Consider the following 15,165-nt stretch of genomic DNA (forward strand, 5'->3'; position numbering starts at 1 on the left):
CTAGAATGACTTAATTCGTTTAATATCGATAGCTTTTCTTCTGTACTATATTTTGAATTCCTATCCACAAAAAATGCCCTCCAAGTATATAAGATGAATTTTCTATTTCATCTGTATACTTAGAGGGCATTATAGCCTGATGGTTCTGACCGGCGTTTCGTATTTAACAAGCGATTGTAAGTGAAGTGTATTGAGAGAGATTGTAGTATGCTTGTTATTTATGGAAAGAAATTAATGGATTACTTTTGTTCCATAACCGTTTCACCGTTAGCGGTGATCTTAAAGGTCTTGTTAGCAGCGTCGGCATCGAGCACGGCAACGTTAGCACCGTCCTTGTCCTTCCGGGTGATCTTGATGGTCGTGTCAGTTGGTGTTTCAACATCGATGGAGCCATCCAGGTCGAAGGCGGCGAATTTGTTCCGCCAGGAAAGCAGGTTCAATAGGTTCTTAACAACTGGCCGTTGCACTTCCTTGGCAACTTCTTCCTTGCTGTAGTAGTGACGGTTGATGTTTCGGCCTTCCTTGGTCTTTTCAAGGAGTTCCAGGTCATTTGAGCCAGCCAGCAGACCAACATAGTAGATCATTGGGATACCAGGAGCGAAGATTTGGAATGCCCGGGCCATCAGGTAGGCCTTATCATTATCACCAAGGGCGGAGTAGAAGGTCGTGTTGATCTGGTAGATGTCCAGGTTGTGGTATTCAGCACTGGAGTACTTCTTCTTGACGTTGGCACCGACCTTGTAGAGTTCCTTAGAGGTGTAGTCGATTTCGTCATCAGTCAGGATATCCTTGGCATCAACGACCCCGATCCCGTCATGAGTATCTAGGGTGGTGAACTGCTTCATTGGACTCATCTTCAGCCAGTTAGCCAGTCGGTTAGTCTTTCCGGAGTACAGGGTGTAGAGGGTGGTCATTGGCAGTACGAAGTCGTAGATGAAGTAGTTGTGTTGGGAAATCTTTTGCGGCATGGTGTAGTGCTCGTGGATTTCTGGCAGAATTTCAGCTTGGTAAGGAGCCAGAATCTTACGAACTTCTTCCAGCAGGTCCCAGATCTCCGGTTCTACGAAGAAGTCGTTGGTGTCAGCCTTCTTAACAGCATAAGCAAAGGCGTCCAGCCGGATCAGGTCGGCACCGTGCTTAACCATGGAGGTCAAGGTCTGCTTGAAGAATTCGTTAGCGACCTTGCTCTTGACGTTGATGTCGATTTGTTCCTCGCCAAAGGTGTTCCAGAGGTGTTCCTTGGTACCATCGTCGAAGTCAATTTCTTGTTCTGGGGCCCGGTCCTTACGTTTGTAGATCATGTCAATGTCTTTTTGGGTTGGGCGGCCCTTACCAGCAGCTTCCCAGAACTTTTCCCAACGGATAAAGAAGTCGTTGTACTTAGAAGCGTCGTGGTTCTTCTTGAAGTCTTGGTACATCACGGACTTCTTGGAGATGTGATTGATCATGAAGTCAAACATCAAGTAGTAGTCCTTACCGAGGGCTTCAACGTCATCCCAGTCACCGAACGCGGAATCTACCACGTCGTAACGGTACGGGGCAAAACCACGGTCACCGGTAGAAGGGAAGAACGGCAGGAGGTGAACACCACCGATGGCATCGCCGATGTATTCCTTCAGTACTTCGTGCGTTTCTTTGATGTTCTTGGCCATGGAGTCAGAATAGGTGATTAACATTGCTTTGTTTTGAATTGGCATAGTAAAACCTCCAAATTAAATTAGATTACTTGTGAGCAGTGCGACGGGTAGCAAAGAAAATGATTAGGGCGATGATGATCAACCCCACCCCGTAGACCGGGAATGGTGCTGCAAGTCCCATACCTGATAGCGGCTGGCCTAACAAGTGGTTAGTCCACTCGGCGATCGACGGGGAGAAGAAGGCTCCGAAATTAAAGCCGATCAAACACAGAGATGTAACCAGCGGCTGGCGGTTGGCAGGAGCCAGATCCGGCAGGAGGTTGAAGATCAACGGTGAGACCAGCTGAAGCGGGAAACCGATCAGCAGCAGGCCGACTACCATCAGAAGGTAGTTGTGACCAGCAAAGCCAAACAGGAAGTTGGATAGGGCCATCAAACCTAGTCCCAGGTAGACGGTGCCAAAGCCCAAGCGTTTCTGGATGGCACCGTAACAGATTCCACCCAGTGTGGCGCCGATCAACATCAGAGACAGGAACATCGAAGAACCGGTGTAGTTACTGCCGTTGATCGCCACGGCCAGACCAGGGAAACGGTTCTCCATTCCAACATAGTCCACAACCAGCAGGAATGCAAAGAGAACGAGCAGGTAGACTACCGGACTGATCTTGGTAATTGTCTGCTCTTCGTTTTCACCAAGGTCTTCAGCTAGGTTGTCTTCGTCGACCTCCTTATCCTGAGCCTGACTGTCGTCTGGAACGCGGAGTGCGAAGAAGATCAGGACAACAAAGGCCAGGGCGTAGACCGCAAAGGACTGATGCCATCCCGCATAACTCAAGATCAAGCCGGCGATAGTCAGTGTAGCGGCCTGACCGATCTGCTCAGCGGCGGCCCGCCAGCCCAACATCTGGGCCCGCTCCGTGCCGTCATACCAGACGGAGATCATCGAGATAGCTTGGGAGTTATAAAGTCCGTAACCAGCACCGAGGATCAAGCGTGAGATCAAGATCGTCATGTAGTTGTTGACAAACAATGGTACCAAACCAGCGACGCCGACGATTGTGACCCCGGCCATGATGATCTTTTTATCGGAGATGTGGAACCACTCTTGAATGAGTGGGGAGAGAACCACGAAGATCATAACGGCAAAGGACGGGGTGGTTACCAGATACTCAGACTGGGTTTGGGTAATCCCCAGAGCAGCCTTAAGTTGCGGCAGGGAACCCTGAATCGCATAAGCACTGGTGACCATGAATGATACCGACAGGAACGCCAGTTTAGTAATCATGGAATGCTTGTTATTCATATTATCAATTCTGCTTTCTTACTTATTGTTACCCAAATGATAAACGTTTATCATTTGGGTACGTGAATAATATACTATGCCTTTTTCTAAATGTCAAACGTTTATCAAAAAATATGTAATCATTTTCATCTCTTTTATGACAAGATTCCTAAAAAGAAGGGGAAGCTGATCAGAGATGAGCTCTCAAATTACAATTGTGAAATGAATATCAAAAAACTGTGTACATCAATAATGACTGTACACAGTTTTTGAATATTTGATTAAGCAATTGTTCCTTCAATTGCTTTGATATCCCCTTTGCCATCTCGGTCAACAATGGCCTCAAGAGCAGCCGTTAAGCCGCGAACATCATCCTCCAGTGATAATGAAGGAGTATCAGGTCGGTGGATAATCTGGTCAGGCAAGAACGGGATGTGAATAAAGCCCGCCTTAATATTTGGAAATTCAGTTGCTCGCATATACTGAACCTGGTACATGATATGGTTGCAGACAAAGGTTCCTGCTGAATTAGAAACTGCTGCAGGCAATCCTGCTTGGCGAATCGCCTTAACAATTGCCTTAACTGGGAGCTGGGTAAAGTAAGCAGTGTCACCGTTTGCCTGGATCGGCTGGTCAATTGGCTGATAACCAGCATTATCCTTGATTCGCCCGTCATCTAAGTTAATGGCAACTCGTTCAGGAGTAAGAGCAAAACGTCCCCCGGCTTGGCCAATGTTGATTACATAGTCAGGATGATACTTTTCGATTGCAGCTTTGGTGACTGTCGCAGCCTTGCCAAAGATCGTTGGAATCTGTACTTTGATAATCTGGGCGCCCTTAACTGTATCTGGGAGACGTTTAACGGCCTCAATAGCTGGATTGATCTTATCTGTACCAAAAGGGTCAAAACCCGTTACGAGAATTTTCATTTGAATAGCTCCTTTCAATTAATTTAGAAGGCCAAGAAGTACATCAGGGCGATCTGGGTAATGAGCATGATTAGTGCAATTGGCCATTGTTGTTTGATTACTCCCATCTGGTCCTTCATGCCCATTAATGCTACCGGCAAGCTATTAAAGTTTGCGGCCATTGGTGTTACCAAGGTTCCACAGTAGCCTGAGGTCATTCCTAAAGCAGCAACCACTGCTGGGTTACCACCCTGAGCAATCACGAATGGAATACCGACTGCTGCCGTAATGACGGCAAAGGCAGCAAAACCATTCCCCATGATAATGGTGAAGACGGCCATCGAAACACAATAGAGAACAACCCCCACAAGGTGATTACCAGCGGGAACCATCCCAGCGACGATTTTGGCCGTTAGTGTGCCCACCCCGGCGGTTGTAAAGACGACACCAAGCATTGCAAGCAGTTGTGGCAAAATACCAGCGGTTCCAACTGAGCGAACCATTCTTTCAGAATCAGTATATACCATTGACAGTGGTGCCTTGGTTTCAAACATTGCTACCAGAAGAGAAAGAATAGCACCAATTCCGATGCCGACCTGGCCGCCAAGCTTAGTAAACTGAGCAATGCAGATCGAAACAACGGCCAAGATAACACTAGGAAGGAATACCCAAGCACCTAATTTTTTAGCAAATTCGGTGGCGTGACTGGCATCGATATTCTTAATATGGCCAATCCGAATCTGCTTAAAGAGGGCAAGTAAACCAATGATGACGATCAAACCGCCAGTAACAGGATAAGGAATCAATTTACCAAACGCAAAAATGATCCCTAGGATAATCCAAAAAGCGCCAGTTCCCCACCGTGCTGGGTTGCTAGTGTCACGAAATGATTCAATACCGGCAATCGCCATGACGATGCCGATGAGGGCGTAAAGAAATTCAAGAATGGCATTAACCATTTTATTCGCCCTCCTTTCCGGTTAGAAAGCGATGGTCAAATAGTTTATTGTAGATTGCAACCGCAATTAGTGAAATAATGGCGACCGGGACCTCATATAAGACAATCTTGTTAGGGGTAACGGCATATTTGAGCGAGCTCATGGTACTGGAGATCAGTAGAACACCGGACGAAGCGACAAAGAGGTTTTGAGCGAAAAAGTTCCCAAAATTATCAACTGCGGCTGACCGGGCCTTAATGAGTTCGACATCCTTTGGGGAGAGCTTCTTCTCAACCTCAGCAGCGGCTGTAACCATTGGTGAGATCAGTGGACGGACAAACTGTACCTGTCCTTGTAAAGAGATACCAAACACGCCACCGATTTCCCGAATGACCAGGTAGATATTGAGAATGCGGCTAGGCGTCAGTTTTTTGAGCTTCTGGATACCATTGATGGCAACCTCTTTTAACCCGTGGCTTTCAATCAGACCGATCATTGGCAGGGTTAAGAAGAACAGTGATACCATCCGGTTTTCAACAAAGCTTTTTCCGAGTGTCGTTAATAAACTGGTGATGTCCATTCCGGAAAAAATTCCAGTCACTACAGCGGCAATCACCACCACCGCCACGCTGTCCCACTTGAGAGCAAAGCCGATGATGATGATTAGAATGCCAATTAACTTTAAGTATTCCAAAATAATTCCTCTAATCTATAAATATTTGATACGTACTGATTATAAAATTTTCCTAGGAAATTGTTAATAGAAAACAAATCAAGAAATGAGCTTCTTAAGTGACCTGCCTGGCTAGTTGGAAGAGCAATATTATAAGAAATTAAAAGCGGCTGGAGGAAACAAAATTTTCTTCCAGTCGCATTAATTCTAAATTAATATTGGTGATCATATTCATAGGTCAGTTCCGGTTCCCGACCGGTCCGCTGATAGTTATTGAGGGCATCAATTTGGTGCATCTCATCCGGAGATAGCGCGAAGTCGTAGATGTCGGCATTTTGCTGGATTCGGGCGGTGTGAACCGACTTTGGAATGAAGGATACCCCATTCTGCAAGTGCCAGCGTAGGATTACCTGAGCTGGTGACTTACCGTGGGCAGTACCGATCTCTTTTAAGACTGGCTCACCGAGGACAGCCCCACGCCCCAAAGGACTCCAAGCCTGAGTGATGATTCGGTGGTCATGATTGAACTTCAACAGCGGTTTCTGGGTCAGAAGCGGGTGTAGCTCGATCTGGTCGACGACTGGCATCTCATCGGCCTTGGTGGCCAGGTACTGGAGATGGATCATTTGGTAATTGCTTACCCCGATCGACTTAGCTAAGCCAGCACGCTTAAGCTCTTCAAGGGCCCGCCAAGTTTCAAAAAAGGACCGTTCGATTGGCCAGTGGACGAGGAGGAGGTCGACGTAGTCTGTCTGCAGTTTCTTCAATGACTCCTGAACCGATTTGATTGTTTGGTCGTAACCCTGATTATCCTCGGCGACCTTAGTGGTGAGGAAGAGCTGGTCCCGGGGGATTTGGAGATTCTTGAAGGCTGTCCCAACCGCCGCCTCATTGCCGTAAAGCTGGGCAGTGTCAAAAAGGCGGTACCCCGCCTTGTAAGCATCCCTAATGGTATTAGTCATTGTCTCCTGACCGTCAACCTTATAGAGGCCAAATCCTTCCTGTGGCATTTGGTTGCCGTCCGCCAGTTTTAACCAATTATCTTTAATATTCATTATTTGTCATCCCTTTTATCCTAAATGGTAACATTGCTTTTGCGGTTTAGAAATGTGACAGTGCTTAATTCATGATTGACTTGGTGGTCCGGGCTAATTGTTCGATCGTCTGCTGACCGGTCGTCATGTTATTGTTCTTATCGGTGTAAACAGCGATAGTGTAGCTGGTCCCGTTGGCATTTTTGACGTACCCGATACTGTTGACGATCCAATTATCGTTCCCGTAGCTCAGCCAACCGTTCTTGATTGCAAAGTTGTTGCTACCAGCTGAAATCCCCCAGGTCTGGTCAGACTCAACATTACTCATCAAGTTCCGGATCATGGTTTGCTCCTGATTGGAGAGAAATTTGGAATGGTAGAAAATGTTATTGAGCAGCTTGACTTGGTCCTTTGGGGTGGTGGTGGTTAGCCCCCAGCTTTTATGGGCAACCGAGTTCTTCATGTCAAACTTATCAAAGACTTCTTGGAGCCCTGCTTGGCCTCCTAACTCGTTGAAGAGGGTGGTAGTGGCGTTGTTGTCGCTTTGTTCAATCATCTTCTTGGCTAAGGAGGTCTGGGTGCTGCTCAGCGGAGACTGCTGCTTGAGCATGAGACCGGCGAGAATACTGACCTTAACGGTGCTGGCCGTGTGAAATTTGTGGCGGGGAGCATTCGTTGAGGTGTAGATACGGTGCGTTTTGGGGGAATAGACTGCAATGCTGACGTTATTGCTGGAGGTATAAACAATCTTATTCCAATTGGACTTGAGGCGGCTTCCCAATGATAGGAAGTGGTGCAGGCCGAAAATGATGACCAGGATCAGGAAAATAATTAGAATTGGCCGTGGCTGGCGACGGGTGTGCTGAGCACGCTGCATGATGTAGGTTCCTTTCTTTTTGATGTGCGTACTTTACTAATCATACTTGTGAAACTAGAAAAAGAAAACAGGTTAATTGTGAATTTAACCAATAGTTTGAGAATTTGCTTGAATATTTAGTGAACTTCACTAATAATTCAAAGTTAAGAGCTATTCTAGTAATGTAATAATCTGAGAAGGGGTTAATAAATTGAAGAGAATTGGTCGTAAACTAATTTGTTGTTTACTATTAATTTTGTCGTTTAATTTAAGCCTGGTTGGCTTGGAGAGTCAGGCACATGCTAGTACGGGCTCCTTTTATGACATGAAAGCCCGAGCGGCCTATGCAATCGATGCTCAGACGGGTCAGGTACTCTACCAGAAGAATGCCAATAAGGTTTATCCGATTGCCTCTTTGACTAAGATCCTGACACTGGCGGTGATCGAACAGGATATCCGTGATCATCGGCTGAGCTGGAAACAGAAGGTCAAGATTACGCCCGCGGTAGCAAAGGTAGCCAACGATTGGCACTTTTCCAATGTTCAGCTTAATGCCGGTGAAGAGTACAGTATCCGGCAGCTGGCTGAGTCGATGATGATAGTTTCGGCTGACGGAAGTGCGGAGGCTTTAGCTCTGGCAAGTGCTGGCAGCACCGCGGCCTTTAATCAGAAGATGCAGAAGGTGGCGCGGGCAGCTGGTGTCCACGATGCTAAGATTTATAACATGATTGGCCTTTCTAACGATAGTTTGGGCAAACACCGGCTCAAAGGGGTGGCTAAAGACGCAGAAAACGAGATGTCAGCTAAAGACCTTGCCTTGATTTCCCGTTACGTGATTACTAAGTATCCAGAAACATTGAAGATTACCAAGATAAAGACCGCTAATTTTGACGTGGCACTAGGGCAACAGTATTTGATGACCAACATCAATGCCCTTTTGCCACAAAATGGTTTTGCTCCGAATGGCTGGACGATTGATGGTTTGAAGACTGGTAACACTGACGCAGCCGGTAAGTGTATTGTAACGACCGGGACCTATGCCGGACGACGGGTTATTCTAGTGGCCCTTCATACCGAAGGAGACTGGAATAACCAGTCGAAGATGCAGAAGGAATTCTACGAGGCCTTGGCGGCTAACTATCAGCCGGTTAAATTGCAGAAGATCACCGACCTGCCTAAGAGTGTTCATCAGACTAAGGTGGTTAACGCTAAGGGGCGTCACCATGTTCGTTTGCAACTGGACCATTCCCAGTGGGTTTGGATGCAGAAGGGGGACGATTGGCGAGCTGCCAAGCCACAGTTTGTCGTAGATCCGACTCACCGTTCTGTTACTGGTAAGCTGAAGGCCCCACTGAAGAAGGGGGAGCGAATCGGTAAGATTGAATTACAGATCAAGGGGATGCCGATGCTGGACGTACCGGTAACCAGTGGTCAAACGGTTGTAAAACAATAGTAAACGGATGAAAAGATTTACATGTGTTGTAGATCTTTTTTTATTGAATAATTTTTCTTAATTTTGTGAAATGCTGAATTTATATACTTGATAGGGCAATCACGGCCCATTCTTTTGGACAGCACTGTATACGGTATTCGCCGACCTGTCCTATCATTGACCATTTGCTTGAATTTGTTTAAAAATGGTGATACCGTAGCATTGTAAATGAAAGCGCTACCATTAGGGAGGTAATTGATGATGATAAACCGATTTAAGTGTTTAGTAGGACTGGCCACTTTTGGGATGGTAATGGGGACCATCAGCACAGCCAGTGCCTGTACTACGGTTTTGGTTGGTAAGAAAGCCAGTACGGACGGTTCCACGATGATCGCACGGAACGAAGATGTCGACACGGCCTGGGCCAAACACTATGTTTTCCACGCTGCTAATAGCAACGGGCCGACCCAGTACGTATCCAAGGATAACCACTTTACAGTTGATCTGCCGGCTGACCAACAGCGCTACACGAGCACACCAGATTGGCAAAAGGAAGACGGTCAGGATCAGTTTGGTGAAGATGGGATCAACGGCAGCAATGTAGCAATGAGTGCCACTGAGTCTGGAACCACCAATAAGAAGGCCCAGAAAGCGGACCCGTTTGTCAAAAATGGACTGGAAGAACAATCGATGCTGGATGTTGTCCTGCCATATATTCACTCTGCCCGTGAAGGGGTCCAGCGTCTCGGCCATATCATTGAGACGAAGGGTTCCGCTGAGAATAACGGGGTCATTTTTTCCGACAAGGACTCTATCTGGTACATGGAAATTGTCTCTGGTCACCATTGGGCAGCGGTTCGGGTACCAAACAATAAGTATGCCGTCATTCCAAACCAAACGATGATTGGCAACGTTAATACCAAGAAGGATAACTACATGGCCTCTAAGAACCTGGCCTCCTTCGTCAAGAAGCACGACCTGAATGGTTATGTTGACGGTCACCAGGTCAACTTGGCCAAAGCCTTCGGGACCAATAACAAGGAAGATGCCACCTATAACCGGCCACGGGTATGGGATGGTCAACGGATCCTGACTCCAAGCAAGAAACAGTCGATCAACCAGAAGCACTTCACGATGTTCATGAAGCCAGATAAGAAGATCTCTGTTGCCAAGGTACAGAAGGTCTTGGGTTCACACTTCACGGGCACCAAGTACGACAGCAACGGTAAGTGGGTCGGCGGTTACCGGCCAATCAACGTGCCAACGGATGTTGAATCGCATATCCTGCAGATCCGGAATAACGTGCCAAGTGACATTGCCGGGATCCAATGGTTAGCGATGGCCTCACCAGCTACGAGTGTATATGTTCCATTCTACACAAATATCACTAACACCCCTGCAAATTACCAAAAGGGTACTGACAAGCCGGATAACGACTCTGCCTACTGGACTTATAAGATGACTCGAGTACTGACGGACCCATACAAGAACAAGTTGATCAACAAGGATGTTTTACCTGTTCAAAAGAAAGTTCAAAAGCACCTTGATCAGAACCTGGCTAAGTCTGATAAGCAGGCTGAATCATTGCCGAGTTATCAAGTCGCTGACTACTTGACACAATGCAACCAGGAGAACGCCGACTACGCCCAGAAGCAATTCCAGAAGCTGAATCAGAAGCTGACCGTAGATGCTACGCGGCAGACTAAGATTGTTCAAGACAAGAACTTGTAATAGGATGCTAAATTAATACCAATCAAAACGAAAATCATCGAATCGTTACGTGATGCGTTATCTCATGTGACGATTCGGTGGTTTTTTATAACAAAAAGAGCCATCGCACGGATGACTCTTTTACTAATTCAGATTAGTATTCAACGTGCCACTTAATGGTACAGTTCTTCTTCTCGTTTGGCCGCAGGGTGATGTCACCAAACTCTGGATGGTGTGGGGCATCTGACAAAGTCTGAGCCTCCATTGCAATTCCAAGGTGTGGGTGAACCTGACCGTGGTTGTAGACGGCTTGATCGTCGGAATTCATAGTGTACATTACCAGGCCGTTCCGGTCGGAGAATAATTCCATCTTCCGGCCGCTGGCCTTATCTTCCAGGGTGGCAACTGGCTTGGTCAGGCTTGGTTCAACGACCCAGATATCGTCAAAGCCATTTTCCTTGGTCGAAGCCATCTGCTCCAGGGCGTCACCGAGGCGTGTCGGCTTAGAGAAATCAAACGGTGTTCCAGCATTGGCAATCTTCTCACCCGTTGGAATCTTGCCTCCGTCAACAGCTAGGTGATACTGGGAGTTGACCTGCAGAATCAGGTTATCGACCGTCTTGACATCTGCATGGGCCATGTTCCAGTAGGTGTGGTTGGTTGGGTTGAAGACGGTATCAGAATCGCTGGTAGCACCAAACTTCAGCGTCAGGTTATCGTCGTTGTCAAGAGTATAGGTTGCGGTGACGTGAATGGTACCGGGGAAGGTGTCGTCCTTTTCACTCAGGGTTAGGCTGAGGGTAATTGAGGCATAATCACCAGTGACGTTGGTATCGTCGACGTGCCAGATATGATTATAGAAACCGTTGGTCCCACCATGTAGAGTGTTTTCCCCTTCGTTCTGCTCCAGCTTGACAGTCTTGCCGAAGATCTTAAATTCCCCGTGAGCAATTCGGCCGGCCACCCGACCAATCAGCCGGTTGGTGCAGAAACCATTGTTAGTAAACTCGTCCAGGTTTTCCGAGGTTAGGACCATATCGGCCATGCCACCATCCTTAGTAGGAACCTTAAATGATTGGAGCAGGCCAGCAAAGTCGAGAATCCCGACCTGAACTCCATTATCGTTGGTCATCACATACTTGGTGACCTGGTCACCCTTGAAGTGTCCAAACGGAACCTGTGCAATATCCATTATAAAAACCTCCTTGAAAAGTAAGCGCTTTAAACTTCACTTAATATTCTAGCACAATTTTTACCAGTATGTGCAAACGTTTGCGCAAATGATATTTTTTTGACAGTGCCAACGCTAATCCCTAAAATTAAATTTAGTAATAAGCAAGTGAGGACGGATATGGATATGGCAAAATTTAGTTGGGATCGGTTCAAGGAGTCCTGTCAGCACAACTTCATGGACTTTCTCGGGATTTTCGCGGCCGAGGACCGCTTTATTCACGAGCATAAAAATAAAAGTAGCCGGATCGCTGAGCAAAATCGTTACGGTACTGTTGATGATGACCAGAAAGATAATCAATAACAAAACGGCGGCTGGGGATATTTCCCCGGTCGCCGTTTTCGTCTAACGGTTATTCGCCGATATGCTTCTTGAAGGCTTGAAAGTCCTGTCCAACCTGGTCAACGTAGTGCAGGGCCCAATCGGCCAATCCCTGGTCGAGGGATTTTTGATGACGCAGGTAACCCCGCAGCATCGGTGATGTTGGACTCTGAGCGTGAGCCATTGCCAGACAGAAGGCGCAGGTTTGGCAGTAGAGACGATAGCTATCAAGGTCAAGTTTATCGATCCTGATTGATTCCTTCATATCACGAAACTGACGGACGTAGTAGCTCCGTTGACCGAACTTAGTACTGGCCAGGAAGGGGTCAGAGGTTGACTGGAGAACACGCTGGGCTGTTACAATTCGCTGTCCTGCCTGCAGACCGTTGGCAATAGCCTGTTGAACCTGGAGGGTGAGGAGGTTATACCGCAGGGGCATTGCTTCCTTAACCTGAAGGACCAGGTGGCTACCGTCAATTCCGGTCAACAGGATCAAGAAGCAACGGGTGCCAAAACTGCCGACGCCGACACTATAACGGATGATATCGGTGATATGGAAGTTGGCCAAGTAGATCTTGATATCTTGACGAACGTTTTCCCGATACTTCTCATAACCACTAGTGACAGACTGGTACGCTGCGGCACTGAGGTGTTTAGCGCGAGGCGGGTTGTCCCGGAAGACTAGCTGGCCGCGGTTATTGATGGTGCCCATCTTACGGATGATTTCCTCGGAGTTGCTGTGTTGACTTTTCTTGAGAATGTTCTGCAGGACTGTTGCCATCTGTTCCGGAGTATCACCGTCCCCAAGCTTGTTGATATTTTCGATCATGTCATGAATCTCGAAAGAGTAATAGAAGACCGTCGATAGCGGAAGCTTATTAGCGCTCTTGATGGCATGGCGGTAGGTTTTGGTGGTTAGCTGGAGGAGCTTGTAGAGGTCGCTCTTCTTGAAGCCGTTCTCCTCACCGGCCAGCTCGATACTGACAAGGAGACGCTTGACGTCGCTTTCCCAGTTGCCGATCCGGGCCTCGTCAAAGTCGTTGAGACCGAAGAGCAGTTTACGTTCGGGAGAGGCATAGAAGCCGAAGTTATTCACGTGGGCATCACCGCAAATTACGACGGGCATATTGCTTTGGTATTGTTGCTTGAGATCGCGTTCCATCAATTCAGCGGTTCCCCGGAAGAAGGAAAAACGACTGGCAAGCATTCGCTGGTGACGCATGGGGAGCAGTTCAGGGATCATTTTCGCCTCAGTATGTTCGATGGCGGCTACCGGGTCCCGGTTAACGGGGACAAAGGTGCTCAGCTCTTGACTTGAGACCTCCTTCTGACGTTGTTTGCCAACCTGTTCCAGTTCAGCCTTACTCTTATTGATCTTGATCTTTTTTAAATCAAAAATATCTAGTCGTTGTTGGTCCATGATACCGCTTTCCTCTTTACTTAAAATTTTAATTACCCTTCATTTTAATGAATTCTTTAAAATTGTAAATATTGCTTGGCCTTTCCCTAGCGACTCTGCCACAATTGTGATAGAGAATAAAATCTGAGGAGCTGATAACGTGATTATTACCGTTGAAAAATCGGTTGCCCAGCACCTGCATGTTAACCCCCAGCGGGTCAACGTCCAGGACCTGACAACGCCGGAAGCATGGTCGGTTCGCATCTGTGGGGATTTCATGATCGTCATGAATAATCTGCTGATGTTACCGGTAATTGTTCGCCATCCCCAGCGTTTTAATGATTCCCGATCCTTTCTCACCGCCTTCAAGCAGGAGTTCCTGCAATTGATGGAGTTGGCACCGATCCCGAATGCTAAGATTCGACTGGTTCGCGATTCACAGTTCCAAGACGTTTGCTTCACCAGCCAACAGGTTGCCGCAACCGCAATGCATTTGCAGACTTATCAGAACATCTTGACGGTTCCTGACTCGACCATTGATTGGGATTGCCACCCATCCAATGCCAACTTGGCTCTTCAACTTGCTAACCAGACTGTGCTTCACGATGCTGATACCGATGAGGGACTAACGGTGACCGGCCTATTTGAAAATTACGTGATGCAAAACTTTGCCCTGCCGGCACACCCGACCTTAAACGAGCATAATCGTAACTACCGCTACCGGAGTGGGTCACTGAACGACGTAATGAATGCAGTCGCGGTGGGTGAGCACCTGCTCAATGACTACCGGCGCTACCTGGAGAACCGGGATAAGAGTGATCAGATTATCGACCGGAATGTCGACACTGCCGACGACTACTTCAGCTTCTGTGACGGTTATGAGAAGACTCTCTTTGACGACCTCACCTTAGTTTACAATTACCTGATTCACTATGAGGAGGTAAACCAGACCCGTCTAAGCGCTACCCAGCTGCGGGATAAAGGAATTGCCCTGCGGGAGCTCGGGCGCTTTATGCGCTACCAACGTCTCTTCTCCGCCGATGATTTCGACCGCTTTGTTCAGGCAATTGGTCAGGGGATCAAGGATCTTAATTCAACGGAGCGAACCTATTATTTCCAACGTCTGCTGCGCAATGTCCAAGACCAGCGGGATGCGCTAGCCGGGGCTTATCATTACAGTCATCAACGCTACCAGCTGACGGTGACCCTGGAAGACTATCAGCCAACTATGTGGCGGCGACTTGTCCTTGGTGGCGACACCCGGTTGGACCTCTTGTGCTACCAGATCTTGGCAAGTTTTCGGGCCAACGGTAGCCACCTCTTTACCCTTCAGGATGGGAGACACGACTATCAGTTGCCAGTTTTCAGCAGCGATCGCAGTGCCCGAGAGAACCTGCAGGCTCACTGGCTTGGTGAGTACCAGGTCGGTGATGAGCTGATTCTGACTTACGACTTTGGAGATGGTTGGCGGTTTAAAATTAGGATTGATGCGATTACCACCCGGTCACGGTTACGGGGGTCAGGGGCTGCTAAGTTGATGGCTGGTAGTGGCCGGGGGATTATCGATGATATCGGTGGAACTAGTGGCCTGATTAATGTCGCTAGGGACGATTTAGCTATTGACCGGCCATTAAACGTCAACCAAGAGCAGGCAGCCTGGTTGAAACGAACCGATCAGCTCAGGGAAAGCTACCGTTAGACCAATGTAGATTGCTTCACAAGGCCACAAAAAGGATTACAATGG

The 15,165-nt window shown here is 47.6% G+C and carries 13 protein-coding genes; 4 read left to right on the forward strand and 9 right to left on the reverse strand.

Translation table 11 applies throughout. The annotated features are described in order from the left end of the window. Positions 1–239 precede the first annotated feature (239 nt). The 7 genes from gtfA to CK797_RS04000 all read right to left on the reverse strand — a co-directional run bounded on the left by gtfA (position 240) and on the right by CK797_RS04000 (position 7,349). A complete protein-coding gene (gene gtfA / locus CK797_RS03970) occupies positions 240–1,697 on the reverse strand; it encodes a sucrose phosphorylase (protein WP_104688508.1) in 1,458 nt (485 codons plus the stop codon). 25 nt (positions 1,698–1,722) lie between these two features. After that, positions 1,723–2,940 (reverse strand): MFS transporter, encoded by a 1,218-nt coding sequence (locus CK797_RS03975; protein ID WP_104688509.1) that lies wholly within the window; start codon positions 2,938–2,940, stop codon positions 1,723–1,725. A gap of 260 nt (positions 2,941–3,200) precedes the next feature. Beyond that, positions 3,201–3,848 (reverse strand): pyroglutamyl-peptidase I, encoded by a 648-nt coding sequence (gene pcp / locus CK797_RS03980; RefSeq protein WP_104688510.1) that lies wholly within the window; start codon positions 3,846–3,848, stop codon positions 3,201–3,203. A gap of 23 nt (positions 3,849–3,871) precedes the next feature. Continuing rightward, positions 3,872–4,786, reverse strand: coding sequence for a DUF979 domain-containing protein (locus tag CK797_RS03985; RefSeq protein ID WP_104688511.1), 915 nt, complete (start codon positions 4,784–4,786; stop codon positions 3,872–3,874). A gap of 1 nt (position 4,787) precedes the next feature. Next, on the reverse strand, positions 4,788–5,459 hold the full coding sequence (locus CK797_RS03990) for a DUF969 domain-containing protein (protein ID WP_104688512.1): 672 nt from the start codon (positions 5,457–5,459) through the stop codon (positions 4,788–4,790). 191 nt (positions 5,460–5,650) lie between these two features. Then, positions 5,651–6,493, reverse strand: a complete 843-nt coding sequence (locus tag CK797_RS03995; protein ID WP_104688513.1) for an aldo/keto reductase — start codon at positions 6,491–6,493, stop codon at positions 5,651–5,653. Positions 6,494–6,557: 64 nt separating this feature from the next. Further along, positions 6,558–7,349 (reverse strand): serine hydrolase, encoded by a 792-nt coding sequence (locus CK797_RS04000; RefSeq protein WP_104688514.1) that lies wholly within the window; start codon positions 7,347–7,349, stop codon positions 6,558–6,560. 190 nt (positions 7,350–7,539) lie between these two features. Here CK797_RS04000 and CK797_RS04005 point away from each other — a divergent pair, with 190 nt between their 5' ends. After that, positions 7,540–8,781, forward strand: coding sequence for a serine hydrolase (locus CK797_RS04005; RefSeq protein WP_225365021.1), 1,242 nt, complete (start codon positions 7,540–7,542; stop codon positions 8,779–8,781). Positions 8,782–9,021: 240 nt separating this feature from the next. Further along, on the forward strand, positions 9,022–10,491 hold the full coding sequence (locus CK797_RS04010; RefSeq protein WP_225365022.1) for a C69 family dipeptidase: 1,470 nt from the start codon (positions 9,022–9,024) through the stop codon (positions 10,489–10,491). A 133-nt stretch (positions 10,492–10,624) separates the two neighbouring features. Here CK797_RS04010 and CK797_RS04015 read toward each other — a convergent pair whose 3' ends face one another. Next, complete coding sequence (locus CK797_RS04015; protein WP_104688516.1) at positions 10,625–11,662, reverse strand: aldose epimerase family protein; 1,038 nt, start codon at positions 11,660–11,662, stop codon at positions 10,625–10,627. A 165-nt stretch (positions 11,663–11,827) separates the two neighbouring features. Here CK797_RS04015 and CK797_RS09075 point away from each other — a divergent pair, with 165 nt between their 5' ends. After that, a complete protein-coding gene (locus CK797_RS09075) occupies positions 11,828–12,004 on the forward strand; it encodes a hypothetical protein (protein ID WP_181049518.1) in 177 nt (58 codons plus the stop codon). Between the two features lie 49 nt (positions 12,005–12,053). On the opposite strand, the gene CK797_RS04025 is transcribed toward CK797_RS09075, so the two are convergent. Continuing rightward, on the reverse strand, positions 12,054–13,442 hold the full coding sequence (locus CK797_RS04025) for a DUF2252 domain-containing protein (protein WP_104688518.1): 1,389 nt from the start codon (positions 13,440–13,442) through the stop codon (positions 12,054–12,056). A 139-nt stretch (positions 13,443–13,581) separates the two neighbouring features. Here CK797_RS04025 and CK797_RS04030 point away from each other — a divergent pair, with 139 nt between their 5' ends. After that, positions 13,582–15,120 carry a plasmid pRiA4b ORF-3 family protein gene (locus tag CK797_RS04030; protein WP_104688519.1) on the forward strand — a complete coding sequence of 513 codons (1,539 nt, stop codon included), beginning with the start codon at positions 13,582–13,584 and terminating at the stop codon, positions 15,118–15,120. Positions 15,121–15,165: the final 45 nt, after the last annotated feature.

This window comes from Limosilactobacillus pontis, from assembly GCF_002940945.1.
In the GTDB taxonomy this organism is placed as follows: domain Bacteria; phylum Bacillota; class Bacilli; order Lactobacillales; family Lactobacillaceae; genus Limosilactobacillus; species Limosilactobacillus pontis_A.